Below are 15,279 nucleotides of genomic sequence, written 5' to 3' on the forward strand. Positions count from 1 at the left end.
GGTTGTCTCCTCAGGCCGAAGCGAAGGCGGGATGGACCACCGCACCGCCCTTGGTCAGGATCGATGCCTTGATGATCTCGTCTTCCCAATCGATCGCGAGCTGCTTGGTCTCCTTGGAGACCAGCGGCGTGATGAAATTGAGCAGGTTCTTGGCGTAGAGCTGCGAACTGTCAACCGCGGTGCGGCTGGGCACGTTGAGGTGCCCGACGATCTTCACGCCATTGGCCGTCACGACGATCTCGCCCGGCCTGGACAGGGGGCAGTTGCCGCCCTGCTCGACCGCCAGGTCGACGATGATCGACCCCGGCTTCATGCTCGCCACCATTTCCGGGGTGACCAGCACCGGTGCCGGCCGGCCCGGGATCAGGGCGGTGGTGATGACGATGTCCTGCTTCTTGATGGTATCGGCCGTCAGCGCCTGCTGCTTGGCCTGATACTCCTTGGACATTTCCTTGGCATAGCCGCCGGCCGTCTGCGCGTTCTTGAACTCCTCGTCCATGACCGCGATGAAGGTGCCGCCCAGGGACTCGACCTGTTCCTTGGTCGCCGGGCGCACGTCGGTGGCCGAGACGATGGCGCCCAGGCGCTTGGCCGTGGCGATGGCCTGCAGGCCGGCGACGCCGACGCCCATGATCAGGACGCGGGCCGGGGCCACGGTGCCGGCCGCGGTCATCATCATCGGGATGGCGCGGGCATATTCCGCGGCCCCGTCGATGACCGCCCGGTAGCCGGCGAGGTTGGCCTGGCTGGAGAGGATGTCCATCGACTGGGCGCGGGTGATGCGCGGCACGAATTCCATGGCGAAGGCATCGATGCCGGCATCGGCATAGGCCTTCACGCTGTCGCGGTCCGCATAAGGATTGAGGCCGGCGATCAGAACGGCGCCACGCTTCATCAGCGGCAGTTCTTCGGCCACGGGACGCTGCACGTGGAAGACCACGTCGGCGCCCGACAAGGTGCTGGCAAGATCCGGCGCGATGGTCGCGCCGGCACCCGCGAAGGCCTCGTCGGTGACGGCGGCACTGAGGCCGGCACCGGCCTCGACCACCACTTCGGCACCCAAGGCGATCAGCTTCTTGACGGTTTCAGGAGATGCGGCGACGCGCTTCTCGTTCGACCGCCGCTCCTTTGGAATGGCAATCCTCATCTGGCCCCCAGACTTGACACTAGAGAATGAACAGGCCCCGGCCGCCAGCGCCGACGGCAGGAGCCCGATCGAAAATTAAAGCAGGAAGATCGCCATCAGGATGACCAGGCCGATCGTGCCGATGATGCCCCATTTGGTGAGGCTCATGAACAGGCCGTAAGTCTTCCGCTGTTCGGTAATGTCCATCATGTGCGTAAGTCCCGAGGCCCCGGCGATCCTCTTTCCATTTTGGCCCGGAAAGGGACCACCGGCAGCAGATCCAAGTTTACGATTTCTTGGGTGCCCGGCACGACGGGCGGGGATACCCCACCAACCACACCCGACCCCTTATTGCGCGCGCACTATTACAAAAGGGAAACGGTCAAACAAGCATTGTCTCGTTGCGCGGCGCGGTTGGGCGCTTGGGGAAAGTTGCCGGAACCGGCGGCTTTGCCGGCCCCTGCGTCAGCCGGTCGCGTCCGCTTCCAGCTCCAGCAGCCGGCGTTTGCGCTGGGTGCCCCAGCGATAGCCGGTCAGGGCACCGTCGGCCCCCACCGCCCGGTGGCAGGGCACCAGGATCGAAACGGGATTGGCGCCGCAGGCCCGGCCCACCGCCCGCGCCGCGCCCGGCTTGCCGATCGCGGCTGCCAGGGCGCCGTAGGTCCTGGTTTCGCCCACCGGAATATCGCGCAGGGCATTCCACACGGCGATTTCGAACGCCGTCCCCCGCAGGTCCAGGGACAACTCGCCGCCCGCCGCCGGGGTCGCCGCCCTGGCCGCCACCGCCGCCAGGATCGGCGCCAGACGGGCATCGTCACGGACGATTCGGGCCCGGGGGAAGCGGCGGGCCAGGTCGCCCACCATCGGCCCGTCCTCGTCGCCCATCAGCAGGGCGGCGATGCCCTGGGCGGTCGCGGCGACCAGGGTGCGGCCCAGAATCGTCTCGACGACGCCGTAAGTGATTTCGACATCACTCGCCTTCAGGCGGGCCGGCGTGGTGCCGGTGGCGCTCTTCACGGCCTTGTAGGCGTGGCTGGGCGCCCCGAAGCCGGCTTCGTACAAGGCACCGGCGACGCCGTCGCCCTGGGCCAGGGCGGCCACCAGCCGCCCCTGCTTCAGGCCGGCGGCATAGTCGCGCGGGGAAACCCCGGTCAGGCGCTTGAACAGGCGCTGGAAGTGGAAGGGCGACAGGTTCACCGCGCTGGCCAGGCCCGGCAGGGTGGGCGGCGCCTCGCCGTCAGCCAGGGCCTGCTCGATCAGGGCGCAGGCCTTCTCCACCGCCTTGCGGGCGCGGCCGGCGGCGGCCATCTGGGCCTGGTCGGGGCGGCAGCGCTTGCACGGCCGGAAACCGGCGGCCAGCGCATCCGCCAGTTCGGCGAAAAAGCGGACATTCTTCCGCTTGGGCCGCCGCGACGGGCAGCCGACGCGGCAGGCGATCCCCGTGGTGACCACGCCGACGATGAAATCGGGCCCCTCCAGGGCCGGCTCGACCAGCCGCGCCCAGCAGGCATCGGCGTCCAGCGTCATCGGGGCGGGGCAAGGGCTTTCATGGCAACAGCATACATGGCTCGCATCTCCTGTGTTGCAACCGAGGATGCCGGACGGGCCGGGGCCGTACTGCCCCGATCTTGCGCTTCAATCCCGGCAACCCGCTTGCCGGCATCGCCGGGCCGAGGCATCAATGAGCCATGTCCGCCGCCTTCACGACCCAAGAACTTCGTGCCGCGTTCGATGAAATCGGCCGCGCCGCCGTCGCGGCGCAGACCTGCCTGGACATCGCGGTCTATGGCGGCGCGGCGCTGATGCTCGCCAGCCGCTTCCGTTTCAGTTCCGAAGATGTCGATATCGCCGAAATCGGTTCTCCCTGGCCGGATTGGCTGAGCGACGCTGTCGCCAGGATCGCCAACGCCAATGGCTGGGGCGCGGCATGGCTGAACGAAGCGGTACAGTTTCATCTGAGCCCGCTCGCGACGCTGGCGCAGGACCACGTGGCCCTTGGCACATTCCCGCGGGGCGGGGCACCCCGGGCTTGCGTGTTTTCGTGCCCAGCGCCGACTACATGCTGGCGCTGAAACTGAAGGCCATGCGGGTGTCTGACCCGGTCAAGGGCCCGGTCGAGATCGATGACATCCGCCACCTCTTGCGGGCAGCCAACGTCGCATCGGTGGATGACGCGGTGGCCGTGCTGGGGCGATACTTCCCGCGCAGCGCCGCCGATGCCGACAAGCAGCGATTTTTGCTGCGCCATATTTGGCCGTCGTTGACGGCAGATGAGGAGACCGATGCCGCCCGCTACCCTGTCGCAGGCGATTGAGCGCATCGCTGCCGGCGAGGCGCGCGACCTCGTGTTCGCCGGCTTCCTGGATGCGCTCTACGGCGCGGCATCGGACGATGCCCGCCTGGCGATGATCGTGGACGAGCCGCCGATGACAGGCGACGAACGGCTCAATGCCCTGGCGGCGGCGATCGCCGAATACCTGGCCCGCCAGCTTTGCCTGGCCACCGTCCCTGCCTGGATCGCCCACCCTTCGCGCCGTCTCGTCGAGCCCTGGTTCACGACCACCGTCGACAGCCCGGGCATGAAGAATTATCTCGCCTGGGCCAGCCCGGCCGAGTTCCGCAACCACAACATCTTCACCGAGGAGCAGCCGTTGCGCCGCGCGCGCAGGGTCAGCGCTGTTCGAGCACCTTGAAGACGCCCGAACCGGTGGCCACGGTGCGCTCGCCGACCCAGATGCGGCCCTGGACGGTGTAGAACGAGCCGTCGATGCCCGTCACTTTGCCGGTCCCTTCGACCCATTCGCCGAGGCTGGCGCCGGCGATGAAATCGACCAGCAGGCGCACGGTGATCCAGTTGCGCCGGTTGCCGTGGGAGATGACATGGCCGAAGGTCATGTCGGCAAAGCCCATCAGCATGCCGCCGTGGCAGTTCTTCAGCATGTTGGTCTGGTGCTCGCCCACCTTGAACGCCCGCACGAAGCCGCCGTCGGGCGTATCGCGTTCGTACAGAGGCCCCACCGTGGCGCCGTAGCCGCTGCGCCATTTCAGGCGGCGGAAGCCTTCGGGGATGTCGGCGTCGGCTAGGGAATCACTGCTCATGAGATTGCTCATGCCTATGCTCATGCCCCTTCGGGCGAGTTCATCCCGTTTCAAATCGGGCGATATGTTGACGTCTTAAGCATGTCCCGAAAACGTGTCGAAAAAATCCACTTTCTTCGACATATGGGTCGGTAACCCTTTGATATCTTTAAGTGCCATTTTTTTGCCACTCTAGATTCGTCATCCCGGCCCTGAGCCGGGATCTCTCCACCAGGGTTCTCGGTGCATGATTGTCACAAGATCCCGGCTCTGCGCTGCGCTTCGGCCGGGATGACGCAAGAAGGGGAGTGTTATCCGGGCGGTACCCCCGCCGCCGCCAACGCCGCCGCCTGGGCCGGGCCGATGCGGTCGACCGAGAAGTCGGCCAGGGCGTCGTTGAACAGGCGGTACCAGTTCTGCTGGGCGTCGAGATGCAGGAAGACGGCGCCCAGGCCGATCGCGGCGCGGTCCATGAAGACGAATTCGCGCGGCGGGCGGATCGGGCCCAGGGCCTTCAGGCGGCCGTGGACCAGCGCCATTTCCTTGCGGCCGTATTTGGCCGGGCTGATGCCGTCGGCGATCGAGCGCACCCGGTCGTCGAGCAGCGGGCCATAGATGAAGCGCGCCCAGATGTTGAGCGTGTCGATCAGTTCCTGGCTGAGGTTCTTGAAGCCCCAGGTCTCGTAGGCATGGACCGCGCGGGCCTCATCGCCCGTCTCCAGCGCCCGGTACAGGTCGACCACGCCGGCGACGAAGCGCGGCGGGAAGATGCGCACGCAGCCGTAGTCGAGCAGGTTGATGCCCTCGCCGCCGGCCCGCACCGTGTAATTGCCCAGGTGCGGGTCGCCATGGATCACGGCGATGCGGGTGAAAGGCAGCCACCAGGCCCGGAACAGGGTGGCGCCCAGATGGTTGCGGACCTCGGGCGCCGCACTCTTCCAGTCCAGGATCGGGGTGCCGTCCAACCAGGTCATGGTCAGCAGGCGCCGGCTGGACAGGTCCATCACCGGCTGCGGCACGCGGATCCCGGCCTGGTCGCCCAGCACCGTGTGGTAGAGGCGCATGTGCGCCGCCTCGCGGCCGTAGTCGAGTTCCTCGCGCAGGCGGGCGGCGACCTCGTCATAGATCTCGCTGGTGTCGATCACCCCGTCCATGCGCTTGTGCAGGGAGAGCAGCAGCTTCAACTGCTTGAGATCCGCCTCGATCGCCGAGAGCATGTCGGGATATTGCAGCTTGACCGCCAGGGCCGCGCCGTCGTGGCCCGTCGCCCGGTGGACCTGGCCCAGCGAGGCGGCACCCACCGCCTCGTGGCCGAATTCGGCGAAGCGGCCGAGCCAGTCGGGGCCCAGTTCGGCGCTCATGCGCCGGCGCACGAAGGGCCAGCCCATGGGCGGGGCGTTGGCTTGCAACGTCGCCAGTTCCTTGGCAAATTCCTCGGGCACCGCTTCGGGAATGGTCGCCAGCATCTGGGCGACCTTCATCAAGGGCCCCTTGAGGCCGCCCAGGATGCGGCGCATCTCGCCCGCCATCTGGGCATTGTCGACGGCGCCGCCGATCAGCCGCCGGCCGGCCTCGCGCAGGGCGACGCCGCCGACGGCGCCCGAGACCTGCGCGTAACGCCGGACGCGGCGGCCAAGTCGATTGCCTTCCGCGTCCGGCTCGTCACTCATCAGATTACATCGCCTCGAGCTGGTCGATGAAGCCCGAGACCACGCCCAGGCCCTTGGACCAGAAGGTCGGGTCCGAGGCGTCGAGGTTGAACGGCGCCAGCAGCTCCTTGTGGCGCAGGGTGCCGCCGGCCTTCAGCATGTCGAAATACTTCTGCTGGAAGCCCGCCTCGGCGCCCTGGTAGACGGCGTAGAGCGAGTTTACCAGGCAGTCGCCGAAGGCATAGGCGTAAACGTAGAAGGGTGAATGGATGAAGTGCGGGATGTAGCACCAATAGGTCTCGTACCCCGGTCCCAGGCGGATCGCCGGCCCTAAACTCTCGCGCTGGATGTCCAGCCAGATTTCGCCAATGCGCTCGGCCGTCAGCTCGCTCTGGCGGCGCTCGTCATGGACGCGGCGCTCGAACTCGTAGAAGGCGGTCTGGCGCACCACCGTGTTGATCATGTCCTCGACCTTGGAGGCGAGGAGGACCTTGCGGCGCTTGGGGTCAACCTCCTTGCGCAGCAGGGCCTGGAAGGTGAGCATCTCGCCGAACACGCTGGCGGTCTCGGCCAGGGTCAGCGGGGTATCCGCCATCAGGGCACCCTGGCCCGCAGCCAGCACCTGGTGCACGCCGTGGCCCAGCTCGTGGGCCAGCGTCATCACATCCCGGGTCTTGCCCTGGTAGTTCAGCAGCAGATAGGGATGGGCCGAGGGCACGGTCGGATGGGCGAAGGCGCCCGGCGACTTGCCCGGGCGCACCGGCGCATCGATCCAGGCCTGGTCGAAGAAGCGCTTGCCGATGGCGGCGAGTTCCGGCGAGAAGTCGCCATAGGCGCCCAGCACGGTTTCCCGCGCCTCGTCCCAGGAAATCGCCCGGTCGCCGTCGTCGGGCAGCGGCGCGTTGCGGTCCCAGAAATCCAGCGCCTCGACGCCGAACCACTTGGCCTTCAGGGCGTAATAGCGATGGCTGAGCTTAGGGTAGGCTGCACGCACGGCCGTGACCAGGGCATCGACCACCGGCGCCTCGACCGCGTTCGAGAGATGGCGCGACGACGCGGGGGTCGGGTACTTGCGCCAGCGATCCTCAATCTCCTTGTCCTTGGCCAGCGTGTTGGTGATCAGGGCGAACAGGCGGATGTTCCTGGCGAAGACGTCGGACAGGGCGGCGGCGGCCTTGGCCCTGACCGCGCTCTGGCGGTCTGACAGCAGGTGCAGAGCCTCGGCGCTGGTCACCTCCTTGCCGTCGATGGTGAAGCGCAGGCCGGCAAAGGTCTCATCGAACAGGCGCGTCCAGGCGGCGCGGCCGGCGACATATTTCTCGTGCAGCAGCTTCTCGATCTCGTCAGGCAACTGGTGCGGGCGGAAGGCGCGCAGGTCGCGCAGCCACGGCCGGTAATGGGCAAAGCGCGGCGACTGCGCCAGCTTGGCTTCCAGCACGGCGTCTTCCAGCTTGTTCAGCTCCAGCGTGAAGAACAGCATGATGCTGGAAATATCGGTCAGCCGCTCGGTCGCGGTCTGGTTGAACTGCGAGATCTTGGGGTCGGCCATGTCGGCCGAATAGACCAGGCCTGAGTAGGAGCCGATGCGCCCCAGCAGGTCCTGGATCCTCTCGTAGCTCTCCAGCGCCTCGCCCAGCGCCTCGCCCGGCAGCGCCTCGAGCTTGCCCTCATAGGCCGCGGCAAAGGCCTTGGCTTGCGCGGTGGCGGTCTCGAAGGCGGCGGCCAGTTCGGGCGAATCGGGGCCGGGGTAGAGGTCGCTCAGGTCCCATTCGGGCAGGCGCCCCAGTTCGTCACTGCGCTTGGCTTCGCTCATCGAGACCTTCCTTGGAAACTCATGTCTGCGATCATATGGGGCGACGGCGGTCCGCCGCCAATCGATATCCTGGCGAGGCCGAAAGGCTGTTTCGGGCCTTTTGCCTTGTGCCCGAACCGCCCCCGCTTCGCAACCATCGGCCGCGGCGGGTTTTTTGACCTGACGCAATGACACGGGAACCCGCCCGGGCGCAGATGGCAGTCGGACTTGCAGGCGGTTGCCCGCCGTCCCATGCCGAGGGAGGCCACAATGATCGATGAACCAAACACCGAGTTCACGCCGCCGTTCGATGCCTTTGAGGCCTCGCAACAGATCATCGAGTTCTGGCGTCAAGCGACCAATCTTCCGCTGACCATCGCCATCGAGGGCCTGCGCTTCAGCGCCAGGCGCCTGCGCGCCCAGGCCGATCATTTGGCCCTGCTGGCGGGCAGCGGGGATGCCACCGCCGTCTTGAAGGAACAGACGGCCTTCGTTGAGCAGACCCTGGCGGACTACCGCGACGAGGCGACGGTCGTTGCCAAGGAAATCGGCGACCCGATCGCGACGCTCGAAGAAGCGGCCTGACAGGCCCGCGCCGTCCACCGGACGACGCCCGCCCGAAGGGACGTCGTCCGCCGGCGACTACTCCTCGCCGCCGCCGCCGGCCATCATGCCCAGCGCCTCGAGATAAAGCTCGAGAATCGCGTCCATTTCCTGGCGCTCGGCCTTGTCGATCTTGCGCAGCTTGATCACCTGGCGCAGCACCTTGGTGTCGAAGCCATTGCCCTTGGCCTCGGCATAGACTTCGCGGATATCGGCGGTCAGGGCCGCCTTTTCTTCTTCCAGACGCTCGATACGCGCAACGAACTGACGGAGCTGTTCGCCGGCGATGCCGACCACTTCGGCCATGATCCGACCCTTTACTGAGATTGAATGCGGGGGCGGACGTTAGCCGGGCACGGCAGCGCTGGCAATCGCATCGGCGAATAAGAAATCAGGCCTTGGGCGCGGCCGCGAATTTGGCCAGTTGGTCGGGGTTGGCCTCCTTCTGGTGCAGCGCCTTCCAGTCGTCATAGGGCATGCCGTAGACCTGCTCGCGCGCACCGTCCTTGGTCAGGGGCACGCCCTGGGCATCCGCCGCGTCCTTCAGCCAGTTGGACAGGCAGTTGCGGCAAAAGCCCGCCAGATTCATCAGATCGATGTTTTGCACGTCATGGCGCTCGCGCAAGTGGTCCAGCAGCCGGCGAAAGGCGGCTGATTCGAGCTTTGTTCTGGTTTCCTCGTCCATTTTTGGTCTCCCTTGCCGGCCGATGCTCAAGGTTGATTAACGCTTCTGGCCGCAGAATGCAGGCGTTAATCCACGAGGAACAGGCATGACCAGAACGGTCGACCCTGTCCAGCCGCCGCCCGCCGAGGCGACGCGCCGTGACCGGGCAGTGGCGAGAGCACAGGAAGGCGAGGACAATGTGCCCGGGCGCCTGCGGGCGCTGCTGTGGCCGATGGCCGGCTTCCTGATGGCCTTCGCCCTGCTGATCGTCGACCTGTTCTTCGATCTCCAGATGGCCCTGGCGTTTGGCCTGGCCGCGGCCGCCGTGATCGTCCTCGGGGCCCTGTCCGTCCATCACCATATGGGCGAAATCGAACGGCGGCGCCAGGCCCTGACCCGCGCCGGCGCCCAGGCCAACGAGGCCAACCGCGCCAAATCCCAGTTTCTGGCGGTCATGAGCCACGAGTTGCGCACCCCGATGACGGGGATGATCGGTACGCTCGACCTGCTGCGGGAAACCTCGCTCACCCCGGCGCAACGGCGCCTGACCGAAACCCTGGCCGGGTCCTCGACCGCCCTGCTCACCGTCCTCAACGACATCCTCGACTTCTCCAAGATCGAAGCCGGGATGCTGCAGATCGAGACGCTCGATTTCCGCCTGTGCGACAGCCTCGGCGCCACCCTCAACCTGTTCCGCGCCCAGGCGGAGCGCAAAGGGATCCGGCTTGTCGGCGAAATCGCGACCGACGTGCCGCCGGTCATCAGGAGCGATCCCACCCGCCTGCGCCAGATCCTCACCAACCTGATCGGCAACGCGGTGAAGTTCACCGATTCGGGCCAGGTGGATGTGCGCGTCGTCAAAACCGGGGAATCGCCCCTGCGCCTGCGCTTCGAAATCCAGGACACCGGCGTCGGGATCTCCAGCGAGAAGCAGGCTGCCCTGTTCCAGCCCTTCGTCCAGGCCGACGCCCATACCTCGCGCCGCTTCGGCGGCACCGGCCTCGGCCTTGCCATCTGCTCGCGCCTCGCCGCGGCCATGGGCGGGCGCATCGGCCTGACCAGCGCCATCGGCCTGGGCAGTTGTTTCTGGTTCACGATCACGACGGAACCCGGCCTGGAGGCGGCGGTCGACTCTTCCCTGGCCGAGGAGGCCGATCCCGAGCGCGCCACGCCGCCGCCGGCGCAAGCCCGGCCCGCGGGCGGCCGCCTGCTGGTGGCCGAGGATAACGACGTGAACCGTTTCCTGATCGAGGAGCATCTGCGCCGGCGAGGCTATGACGTCACCATGGTCGAACACGGCTGGGCCGCGGTCGAAGCCCACCGGGCACAGGCGTTCGACATCGTCCTGCTCGACATGCGCATGCCGGTGATGGACGGCCCGACTGCGACCAAGCGCATCCGCGCCCTGCCGCCACCCGCCTGCAACGTCCCGATCATCGCCTTGACCGCCGATGCCATGCGCGACGACGCCCAGCGCTACCTACGGTCGGGAATCGATGCCCTGCACACCAAGCCGATCGACTGGGACAGCCTGGACCTCACCATCCGCCGCTTCCTCGAAGACGGCGGCAGCCGGCCGAAGGCGCCGGTCCTGCCGCCGCGCCCGCCCGGCCAGGCCGTCGACTCGCAAGTGGACACCCAGACGATTGCGCGCCTGCGCCAGGTGATGGGCGACGGTGGCATGGTCGATCTTATCGCCGCGTTCCGCGCCACCCTGGCCAACGAGGGCGCAAAACTGCATGCCGCCGCCGCCGGCCAGGCGGCCCGGGAAGTGCGCGAGGCCGCCCATGCGATCCAGGGCATGGCGGCGGAGCTGGGCGCCCGGGGCGTCGCCGACATCGCGCGCACCATCCGCATCGACGGGGCCGGGGCCCTCAACGGCGCGGCGCTTGCCGAGCGGCTGGAGTCCTATGACGCTATGGTGGCGGCAACCCTGCGCCGCCTCGACCTTCTGGCCGAGGAACACGGCACCGCCAGCGTTCAGATGAAAGCGTAGTCGCTGGCGTGAACGGCGGCGGCGTTGGCCAGGATAATCGTATTGTGGATCGTGCCGTCGGCCGAGTTGATCTGCCAGTGGGTGGCATCGACCTGGACGAACGTGGCCCCTGCCGCCGCCGTACCATAGCCGCTGAAGTTGAAGCGATCGCCTGCCGATGCGCCGTTGCCGGTAAAATCGCCCACCGTATCGCCCTGGGCCTGCCCCGCGGCAAAGACAAAGATGTCGTTGCCGCCGCCGCCCGTCAGGCTATCCACCCCAGCGCCGCCATTCAGCGTGTCGCCGCCGCCCAGGCCGCTCAGCGTGTCGTTGCCGCCCAGCCCCGATAAGACGTTGGCCCCGCCGCCGCCGATTATGGTGTTGGCCGAGGCATTGCCGGTGCCGGCAACCGCGACGCTGGTAGTGATCACCAGATTCTCGAAACCGTTGGCCAGGGTGAAGGCGACGGCGCTGCGCACCGTATCGATGCCGCCGCCGCCCGCCTCGCTGACCGTGTCGCCTGCCGCATCCACAATATAGGTATCGTCACCGGTACCGCCGCGCAGATCGTCGTTGCCGGCGCCACCGTCCAGACTGTCGTTGCCGGCCCCACCCAGCAGGGTGTCGTCGTCGGCATTGCCGCTCAGCGTGTCGTTGTTGTCGCCGCCATCCAATGTATCGCCGCCGTTTCCGCCGCCGATCGTGTCATTGCCGGCCATGCCGTAGAGGCGGTTGATCGCATTGTTGCCGGTCATGGCGTTGTCGAGGCCGTTGCCCGTGCCTGTGGTGGTGGCGCTGCCCAGTTGCTGCAGATTCTCGACCCCGGCCGACAGGGTGTGGGTGGCGCTCGTCTGCACCAAGTCGGTGCCGCTGCCGCCGGCCTCGTCGACCACGTCGCTCAGGTGGTCGACCATGTAGGTATCGTTGCCGGTTCCACCGCGCATCACGTCGGCGCCGCGCCCGCCCAGCAGTGTGTCGTCGCCGCCATTGCCGGTCAGCGTGTCGTTGCGCGAGGCGCCGGTCAGCGTGTCGTTGCCACCGCCGCCGGCAATCGCATTGGCCGCCGTGTTGCCGGTGCCGACGAAATCGCCACCGCCGAGATAGCCGAGGTTCTCGAAGTTACTGCCCAGGGTGAAACTGCCCAGAACGGTGAGAACCGTATCCGTGCCGGCCCGGCCAGCCTCCACGGTCACGTCGCCGGCAGCATTGACGACGAAGGTGTCATCGCCCTTGCCGCCCTCCAGCCGGTCGTCGCCCAGGCCGCCGTCCAGCGTGTCGTTGCCGTCGAGCCCCTTCAGCGTATTGGCCCCGTCATTGCCCGTCAGGCTGTCGCCGAAGGCGGAGCCGACCAGGAATTCGACGTTGCTAACATTGGCGATCGCCGTGATGCCCAGAAGCACATTGCCCGTCGCCAGATTTGCGGTCACGCCGGTCGAGGCGTCGGTGTAGTCGAGCGTGTCCGTGCCGTCGCCGCCGTCGACCGTGTTGAGCCCGGTGGTGCCTTCCGTGGCGCCGCCGCCTGTCGACAGCAGGTCGTCGCCATCGCCGCCGTTGATCGTATCGGCTCCGGCACCGCCGGCGATCGTGTCATTCTCGGCCCCGCCGCTCAAAACATTGGCGCCGTCATTGCCGATGACGATGTTGGCAAGGTCGTTGCCGGTGCCGTCGATGTCGGCAAGCCCGGTCAAGGTCAGGTTCTCGAAGAAGCTGCCCAGCACCCAGGACGCGCTGGCGCGGACGAGTTCGGTCCCTTCCCCATCGTTCTCGTACGCGGCATCGCCGGTCGAGTCGACAACAAAGACATCGTCGCCGGCGCCGCCCTCCAAGAAGTCGTCGCCGGCGCCCCCGTCCAGCGTGTCGTTGCCGGCATCGCCGTGCAACTCGTCACCGCCGGCGCCGCCTTCGAGCGTGTCGTTGCCGTCGCGGCCATAAAACCGATCGACTTCCCCGCCACCAATAACATGGTCCCCGCGCGCGCCGGCATCGACGGTCAGATCCTCGACTCCCACTACCGTAATGCCATCAGTTGCATCGAGCGTGAAGGCGGAAACCCTGGCCGACCGGTCGAAAGTGCCGTAGTCGACGCCGTCGCCGCCGTCGATCCGGTCGCTGGCGCCGTACTCGGTGAGCATGGTGTCGTTGCCGTCACCGCCATAGAGGCGGTCGTTGCCGTCGCCACCCACCAGGAGGTCGTCGCCCACACCGCCTTCGATGACGTCGTTGCCGACCTCGCCGCGCAGTTCGTCGCCACCGCCGCCACCGCGCAGCACGTCATTGCCGTCCAGGCCATAGAAACGGTCGATTTCACCGCCGCCGGTGACGTGGTCGGCACCGCTGCCGCCACCCACGAAGAGTTCCTCGATCCCCAGCACCGCAATGCCGTCGGTTGCATCCAAGGCAAAGCCGGCAACCATGTCGCCACGCTCGAAATTGCCGTAGTCGAAGCCGTCGCCGCCGTCGATCCGGTCGCCCAGGCCCGTGCCGGCGTAAATCGTGTCGTCGCCATCCCCGCCACTCAGCGTGTCGTCGCCACTGCTGCCATCCAGATAGTCGCCGCCCGCGCCGCCATCAATCGTGTCGGTGCCGTCGCCGCCGTAGATGGAGTCGCCGCCGCCCAGGCCGTTCAGGGTATCGTCGCCGTCATTGCCGCGTATCTCGTCCGCCGTCTCCAGTGCCGTGATCTGGTCCGCCCCGCTGCCGCCCTGGACGGTGAGATTCTCGATCCCGGCCACCGTGGTGCCGTCGTTGGCCGGCCCGGCCAGGATGTCGAAGATGAAGGTCGTCGTCAGGTTGCTGCGGTCGAGCGTACCGAAATCGTAGCCGGCACCGCCGTCGAGGTGATCGACGCCGAAGCCCGACAGCAGGATATCGTCGCCGAGTCCGCCATTCAGCGTGTCGTCGCCGTCACCGCCTTCCAGTAGCTGGCCGCCATCGCCGCCGGTCAGCACATCGTTGCCGGCATCGCCGTAGGCGTATTCCGCGAGATGGGGCCCGAAGAAATAGGCGGTCGGGCTGCCCAGCCCCGTGTCGATCGTGTCGTTGCCGTCGCCGCCATAGATCAGGTCGTCGCCCGCCCCGCCGGTCAGCGTGTCGGTGCCGCCGTAGCCGGCGATCGTATCGTTGCCATCGAGGCCCGAGATCGTGTCGACGCCCGTATCGAGCGCCGGGTCGGTGCCTTCGGCGTTGCCGTAGAGTTCGTCGGAGTTCGCGGTGCCGACGAAATTGTCGGAACCGTTCGTGCCGTAGATGATCGCCATGATTCCCCCCCGGGGCAGAGCGAACGGCTACGCAAACTTCACAGAAGTATTACCAGATTCACCGGGGGCGGGCAGCAGGCGATAGGGTCATTCCGGGGGCATTGCCGGCGGCGAATTCGCGCAATGCATGCAACTTCCGCCACTATTCGCCGTCAGCCGGCGGCGGACTTGTTCTGCAATCCGTGGCATCTCATCAAGCGGCGGGTAGGACCAGGTGTCGAAGCGGCCGTCGAACCAGCGGACATAACCATCGGCGACCAGGTCGTCGACGAAGCGGCCGAGACGGCGGGAGCGTCCGGGCAGGCGCACCACGTGAACCGGCCGGCCAGTCATCAGCGCCTCGGAAATCATCGACACCGAGTCGGCGGTGATCACCAGGTGCGCCGCCAGCCCCAGCAGGCCGAAATAGGGGTTGTCACCCTTGCCATCCCAGATGAAACGCGGCACATCGCCCAGGGCCGTGCGCAGCCTCTCCAGCGTGGCCGGCGCCGTGCGCCGCGACGGCGTCACCGCCAGGCCGCCGTCCAGCGCCCGGACCGCTGCCGCGACCTCGGCACCCAGCGCCGCGCCGACCTTGCCGTCGAGGCGATAGCGCCGGTTGGAGCCGCCGAGCAGCAGCGCCACCAAGGGCCGGGGCAGATGGGCCAGGCGGTCGGCCCAGGCATCGGCCCCGGCGGCGATCTTCTGTACCGTCACCCGGTGCAGGCCGGCCCGGGTCTCGATCACGCTGGGGCCGGCCAGGCGGTCGTGACGGGGCGCGATGACCGCATCGAACAGGCCCAGGTTCATCTTGGGGTTCTGGAGATGGACCAGCCGGGTCCTGCCCCGCTGGCGCGCTTGATCGCCACGGCCAAAGGGGCAGCGACATTGCCGGTCGAGATGATCAAGTCGGGCCAGGGCGGCACCAGGGGGTCGCTGTCGGCGGTAGGCGCGCGCAGGGGCCAGGGCCACAGGCGGCCGGGCAGCCAGTCCCAGGGCAGGCGGACGCGCACGCGCTTCAGCGTATAGGCAAGGCCCAGCGCCTCGGCCAGGCCCACCACCTGCGTCTCCATGCCGGCATGGCCCTCGGTCAGGCACCATACACCGGCCGGGGCCGCCGCCGTCGCCAGGGCCGTCGTCACGCCACTCTCCCCGC

16 protein-coding genes are annotated in these 15,279 nt (G+C 67.5%); 5 read left to right on the top strand and 11 right to left on the bottom strand.

Features of this window, described 5'->3' with window-relative positions; all coding sequences use genetic code 11:
- Nucleotides 1-10 precede the first annotated feature (10 nt).
- The 3 genes from D3874_RS17435 to D3874_RS31260 all read right to left on the bottom strand — a co-directional run bounded on the left by D3874_RS17435 (nt 11) and on the right by D3874_RS31260 (nt 2,653).
- Nucleotides 11-1,147, bottom strand: coding sequence for a Re/Si-specific NAD(P)(+) transhydrogenase subunit alpha (locus D3874_RS17435; RefSeq protein WP_119779202.1), 1,137 nt, complete (start codon nt 1,145-1,147; stop codon nt 11-13).
- A 75-nt stretch (nt 1,148-1,222) separates the two neighbouring features.
- Nucleotides 1,223-1,336 (bottom strand): aa3-type cytochrome c oxidase subunit IV, encoded by a 114-nt coding sequence (locus D3874_RS17440; RefSeq protein ID WP_119779203.1) that lies wholly within the window; start codon nt 1,334-1,336, stop codon nt 1,223-1,225.
- A gap of 255 nt (nt 1,337-1,591) precedes the next feature.
- Nucleotides 1,592-2,653 (bottom strand): methylated-DNA--[protein]-cysteine S-methyltransferase, encoded by a 1,062-nt coding sequence (locus D3874_RS31260; RefSeq protein ID WP_119779204.1) that lies wholly within the window; start codon nt 2,651-2,653, stop codon nt 1,592-1,594.
- A gap of 161 nt (nt 2,654-2,814) precedes the next feature.
- Here D3874_RS31260 and D3874_RS29415 point away from each other — a divergent pair, with 161 nt between their 5' ends.
- Genes D3874_RS29415 through D3874_RS17455 form a run of 3 tightly spaced genes read left to right on the top strand, consistent with a single transcriptional unit; the run spans nt 2,815 to nt 3,819 of the window.
- Nucleotides 2,815-3,198 carry a hypothetical protein gene (locus tag D3874_RS29415; protein WP_199699114.1) on the top strand — a complete coding sequence of 128 codons (384 nt, stop codon included), beginning with the start codon at nt 2,815-2,817 and terminating at the stop codon, nt 3,196-3,198.
- The gene (locus D3874_RS29420) at nt 3,186-3,440 is read left to right on the top strand and encodes a hypothetical protein (RefSeq protein WP_199699115.1); all 255 of its coding nucleotides are present in this window, start codon (nt 3,186-3,188) and stop codon (nt 3,438-3,440) included. Before D3874_RS29415 ends, D3874_RS29420 begins: the two co-directional genes overlap by 13 nt.
- Complete coding sequence (locus D3874_RS17455; protein ID WP_119779205.1) at nt 3,409-3,819, top strand: hypothetical protein; 411 nt, start codon at nt 3,409-3,411, stop codon at nt 3,817-3,819. Before D3874_RS29420 ends, D3874_RS17455 begins: the two co-directional genes overlap by 32 nt.
- On the opposite strand, the gene D3874_RS17460 is transcribed toward D3874_RS17455, so the two are convergent.
- From D3874_RS17460 to D3874_RS17470, 3 genes are all read right to left on the bottom strand, one after another.
- On the bottom strand, nt 3,797-4,225 hold the full coding sequence (locus D3874_RS17460; RefSeq protein ID WP_119782346.1) for a PaaI family thioesterase: 429 nt from the start codon (nt 4,223-4,225) through the stop codon (nt 3,797-3,799). The genes D3874_RS17455 and D3874_RS17460 overlap by 23 nt on opposite strands.
- Before the next feature lie 290 nt (nt 4,226-4,515).
- Nucleotides 4,516-5,874 (bottom strand): ABC1 kinase family protein, encoded by a 1,359-nt coding sequence (locus D3874_RS17465; protein WP_119779206.1) that lies wholly within the window; start codon nt 5,872-5,874, stop codon nt 4,516-4,518.
- A gap of 4 nt (nt 5,875-5,878) precedes the next feature.
- The gene (locus D3874_RS17470; protein WP_119779207.1) at nt 5,879-7,666 is read right to left on the bottom strand and encodes a M3 family oligoendopeptidase; all 1,788 of its coding nucleotides are present in this window, start codon (nt 7,664-7,666) and stop codon (nt 5,879-5,881) included.
- A 249-nt stretch (nt 7,667-7,915) separates the two neighbouring features.
- Here D3874_RS17470 and D3874_RS17475 point away from each other — a divergent pair, with 249 nt between their 5' ends.
- Nucleotides 7,916-8,230: a phasin family protein gene (locus tag D3874_RS17475; protein WP_119779208.1), complete on the top strand. Its 315-nt coding sequence runs from the start codon at nt 7,916-7,918 to the stop codon at nt 8,228-8,230.
- Between the two features lie 57 nt (nt 8,231-8,287).
- On the opposite strand, the gene D3874_RS17480 is transcribed toward D3874_RS17475, so the two are convergent.
- Nucleotides 8,288-8,554, bottom strand: a complete 267-nt coding sequence (locus tag D3874_RS17480) for a DUF2312 domain-containing protein (RefSeq protein WP_119779209.1) — start codon at nt 8,552-8,554, stop codon at nt 8,288-8,290.
- 85 nt (nt 8,555-8,639) lie between these two features.
- Complete coding sequence (locus D3874_RS17485; RefSeq protein ID WP_119779210.1) at nt 8,640-8,933, bottom strand: DUF1244 domain-containing protein; 294 nt, start codon at nt 8,931-8,933, stop codon at nt 8,640-8,642.
- 85 nt (nt 8,934-9,018) lie between these two features.
- On the opposite strand from D3874_RS17485, the gene D3874_RS17490 reads away from it, so the two are divergent.
- Complete coding sequence (locus D3874_RS17490) at nt 9,019-10,908, top strand: ATP-binding protein (RefSeq protein ID WP_119779211.1); 1,890 nt, start codon at nt 9,019-9,021, stop codon at nt 10,906-10,908.
- Here D3874_RS17490 and D3874_RS17495 read toward each other — a convergent pair.
- From D3874_RS17495 to D3874_RS30540, 3 genes are all read right to left on the bottom strand, one after another.
- Nucleotides 10,893-14,144, bottom strand: coding sequence for a beta strand repeat-containing protein (locus D3874_RS17495; RefSeq protein WP_119779212.1), 3,252 nt, complete (start codon nt 14,142-14,144; stop codon nt 10,893-10,895). The genes D3874_RS17490 and D3874_RS17495 overlap by 16 nt on opposite strands.
- A gap of 87 nt (nt 14,145-14,231) precedes the next feature.
- The gene (locus D3874_RS17500; protein WP_233559986.1) at nt 14,232-14,933 is read right to left on the bottom strand and encodes a mitochondrial fission ELM1 family protein; all 702 of its coding nucleotides are present in this window, start codon (nt 14,931-14,933) and stop codon (nt 14,232-14,234) included.
- A complete protein-coding gene (locus tag D3874_RS30540) occupies nt 14,930-15,265 on the bottom strand; it encodes an ELM1/GtrOC1 family putative glycosyltransferase (RefSeq protein ID WP_233559987.1) in 336 nt (111 codons plus the stop codon). Before D3874_RS30540 ends, D3874_RS17500 begins: the two co-directional genes overlap by 4 nt.
- Nucleotides 15,266-15,279 lie beyond the last annotated feature (14 nt).

The organism is Oleomonas cavernae, from assembly GCF_003590945.1.
Classification (GTDB): Bacteria; Pseudomonadota; Alphaproteobacteria; order Zavarziniales; family Zavarziniaceae; genus Zavarzinia; species Zavarzinia cavernae.